Raw genomic sequence first — 3012 nt, forward strand, 5'->3', positions numbered from 1 at the left:
GCCGTGGCCGCGGGCGGCGTCAGCCGTCGATGTGCCACCAGCGCGGCAGCAGGGCGCGCACCTCGCCGCGCCGGTAGCGGTCGTCCATCAAGAAGACAACGCCCTGGTCGTGCTCGGTGCGGATCACGCGGCCGGCGGCCTGCACCACCTTGCGCAGGCCGGGGTAGAGGTAGGTGTAGTCGTAGCCCTTGTCGGCGCCGAAGTGCCGGTCCATCGCGCGTTTCATCTGCTCGTTGACGGGGTTGACCTGGGGCAGCCCCAGGGTGGCCACAAAGGCGCCGATCAGCCGCTGGCCGGGCAGGTCCACCCCTTCGGAAAACGCGCCGCCCAGCACGGCAAAGCCCACGCCCTGCCCCTGTTCGGTAAAGCGGGCCAGAAAGGCGCTGCGGCTTTCTTCGTCCATGGCCGGGGTTTGCAACCAGACGGGCAGTTGCGGGTGGGTGCGCTGCAGGCACTCGGCGGCCCGCTGCAGGTAGTCGAAGCTGCTGAAGAAGCACAGGTAGTTGCCGGGCTGCCGTTGGTACTGCCGGGCTACCAGGTCCACGATGGGCTGCAGCGACTGCTCCCGGTCCCGGTAACGGGTGGAAATGTGGCGGGCCACCTGCACGCTGAGCTGCCGCGCCTGGAAAGGCGCTTCGGCCTCGATCCAGCCCGTGTCGCCCGGCAGGCCCAGGATGTCGCGGTAGAAATGCGGCGGGCTCAGGGTGCCCGAGAACAGCACGCTGGCGTGGGCCGCGGCGTGGCGCGCCGCCAGGTGCGGCGCCGGAACCACGTTGCGAATGCACAGGGTGGAGGCTGGCGGGCGCTTGCGCCCGGCACGCCCGGGCGCAAGGCCCACGTCAAACAGCGCGTGGCCGCCGAACTGCTCGGCCAGCGCCATGAACTGCAACAGCTCCCAATAGAAGGCGAGCACCGGGTCGCCGGGCAGCAGGGGCCGGTCGGCCTGGGCATCGGCAATGGCCCCCACCGCGCGCTGCACCGCGCCCAGCAGCGCTGCGGGTACTTCGTCATAAGCCTGGTAGCTGCCGGCCTGCGCCTTGTTCAGGGCGCTCCAGCTGCGGTGCAGCTTGTCCAGCGCTTTCTGGACAGGGCCGGGGCCCTCTGCCGTTGCCGCCTGGCGTGCAGCGGCCAGCGAGAACTGCGACAGCTCGGCCGTGTACATGCGCCGTGCGCGCTCGAGCAGGTTGTGGGCTTCGTCCACCAGCACGCCGACCTTCCACTGCTGGGCCTGGGTCAGCGCGTACAGCATGGCGGCGGTGTCGTAGAAGTAGTGGTAGTCGGCCACCACCACGTCGCTCCAGCGCACCATCTCCTGCGCGAGGTAATAGGGGCAGAGCTGGTGCGCCAGGGCCACCGTGCGCACGGCGGGCGCGTCCCACGGCGGAGGCTGCCGCAGCATGGCCGCCCGCGCGGCGGCGAGCCGGTCGTAGAAGCCCTGGGCGAGGGGGCACGACTCGCCGTGGCAGGCCTTGTCGGGGTGCTCGCAGGTTTTGTCGCGTGCCTGCACGTCCAGCACGCGCAGCTGGCAGTTCAAGGTTTGCGCTTGCAACTGCTGGTTGACTGTGGCCAGCGCCTGCAAGGCCAGGCCGTGCCCCGTGCCCTTGGCCGTGAGAAAGAACAGCTTGTCCAGCCCCTGGCCGGTGCTGGCCTTGAGCATGGGAAAGACCGTGCCCAGCGTCTTGCCGATGCCCGTGGGCGCCTGCGCCATCAGGCTGCGCCCGCCCGCTTCCGAGCGCGCGCAGCGGTACACGGCCACGGCCAGCTCGCGCTGGCCGGCGCGAAAGCGCTCCATGGGGAACGGCAGTGCCGCCAGTGCCGCGTCGCGTGCCTGGCGGTGGGCGGCTTCGCTGCGCGCCCAGTCCAGAAAGTGGCTGCACAGGTCCTCAAAAAAGGCCTGCAGCGCGGCGGCCTCGTGCGTCTCGGTCAGCACCGTTTCTTCTTCGGTGCCGACGTTGAAGTACACCAGCGCCACGCGCAGCCGCGCCAGACCGCGCGCCTGGCACAGCAGGTGGCCGTAGATGCGGGCTTGCGCCCAGTGCAGCGCGCGGTGATGGGGGCGCACGCCGTCGAGCAGGCCCCGGTAGGTCTTGATTTCTTCGAGCTGCCCGGCCTGTGCATCAAACCCGTCGGCCCGGCCCCGCACCTGCAGATCCTGGTACTGGCCCGCGAGGCTGATCTCGGCCTCGTAATCTTTGCCGCGGCGCGACTGCACCAGGCCGTGGCCCGCCGTGCCTTCCAGCGCCGAGGGCGCGGGCGTGAAGCGCAGGTCCAGGTCGCCCGCCCGCGCCGCGAACTCGCACAGTGCCCGCACGGCCATGGTGTAGCTCACGCGGTGCCCCCGGTGGCTGGGCATGCGGTACGCCACCGCACATGGCAGACGCTGGCCGGGATGCCGTGCGCGGCGCAGTACTGCAGCCAGCGGATCTGGTTGTCCTGCAGCTGGTCGCCCGGGCCCTTCACCTCTACCAGTGCATAGCGGCGTTCGGCCGGCCAGAAGCGCACCAGATCGGGCAGGCCCGTGCGGTTGGCCTGCACATCGCGCAGCAGCCGGGCAAAGAACAGTTTCAGGTGCGCGGCGGGAATGCAGTCCAGCGCCAGCGCCAGCAGGGGCTCGGTCAGCGTGCCCCAGAATACGAAGGGCGATTGCACACCGTGCTTCTCGGCAAAGCGCTGGCGGATCACCGCGCGGTAGCTGCCGTCCTCCAGGTGGGCCAGGCAGGCGTCGAACGCAGCCGCGCGGCGCTGCGCGAAATCGGGGGCGCCCAGGTCGGCCGGCCCGCTCTGGAAGGGGTAAAAAAAAGCCCCCGGCAGTGGCGCAAACACGGCGGGCCAGCACAGCAGCCCGAACAGCGAGTTGATCAGCGCGTTTTCCACATAGAACACGGGCGCTGCCGCGTGGTGCCAGTGGTCGCGCAGCACGTATTCGACGGCGGCCGGCTGGGCGGGTGGGTCCAGCTCCAGGTCGGTACACATCTGCGCCACGGCGGGCGCCAGGCGGGCCGAGCGTTCGCC

2 protein-coding genes are annotated in these 3012 nt (G+C 70.5%); both read right to left on the reverse strand.

Features of this window, described 5'->3' with window-relative positions:
* Positions 1-19: 19 nt before the first annotated feature.
* Complete coding sequence (locus ACDELDRAFT_RS20835; protein WP_005800078.1) at positions 20-2353, reverse strand: ATP-dependent DNA helicase; 2334 nt, start codon at positions 2351-2353, stop codon at positions 20-22.
* On the reverse strand, positions 2326-3012 hold a 687-nt coding region (locus tag ACDELDRAFT_RS20840; RefSeq protein ID WP_005800079.1), incomplete at its 5' end, for a VRR-NUC domain-containing protein. The genes ACDELDRAFT_RS20835 and ACDELDRAFT_RS20840, both read right to left, overlap by 28 nt.

Origin of the sequence: Acidovorax delafieldii 2AN (genome assembly GCF_000175235.1) — a bacterium.
Classification (GTDB): Bacteria; Pseudomonadota; Gammaproteobacteria; order Burkholderiales; family Burkholderiaceae_C; genus Acidovorax; species Acidovorax delafieldii_B.

Coding starts and splice junctions, on each gene's coding strand:
- ACDELDRAFT_RS20835 (WP_005800078.1), bottom strand. CDS start 2,353: ATGCCCAGCCACCGGGGGCACCGCGTGAGCTACACCATGGCCGTGCGG.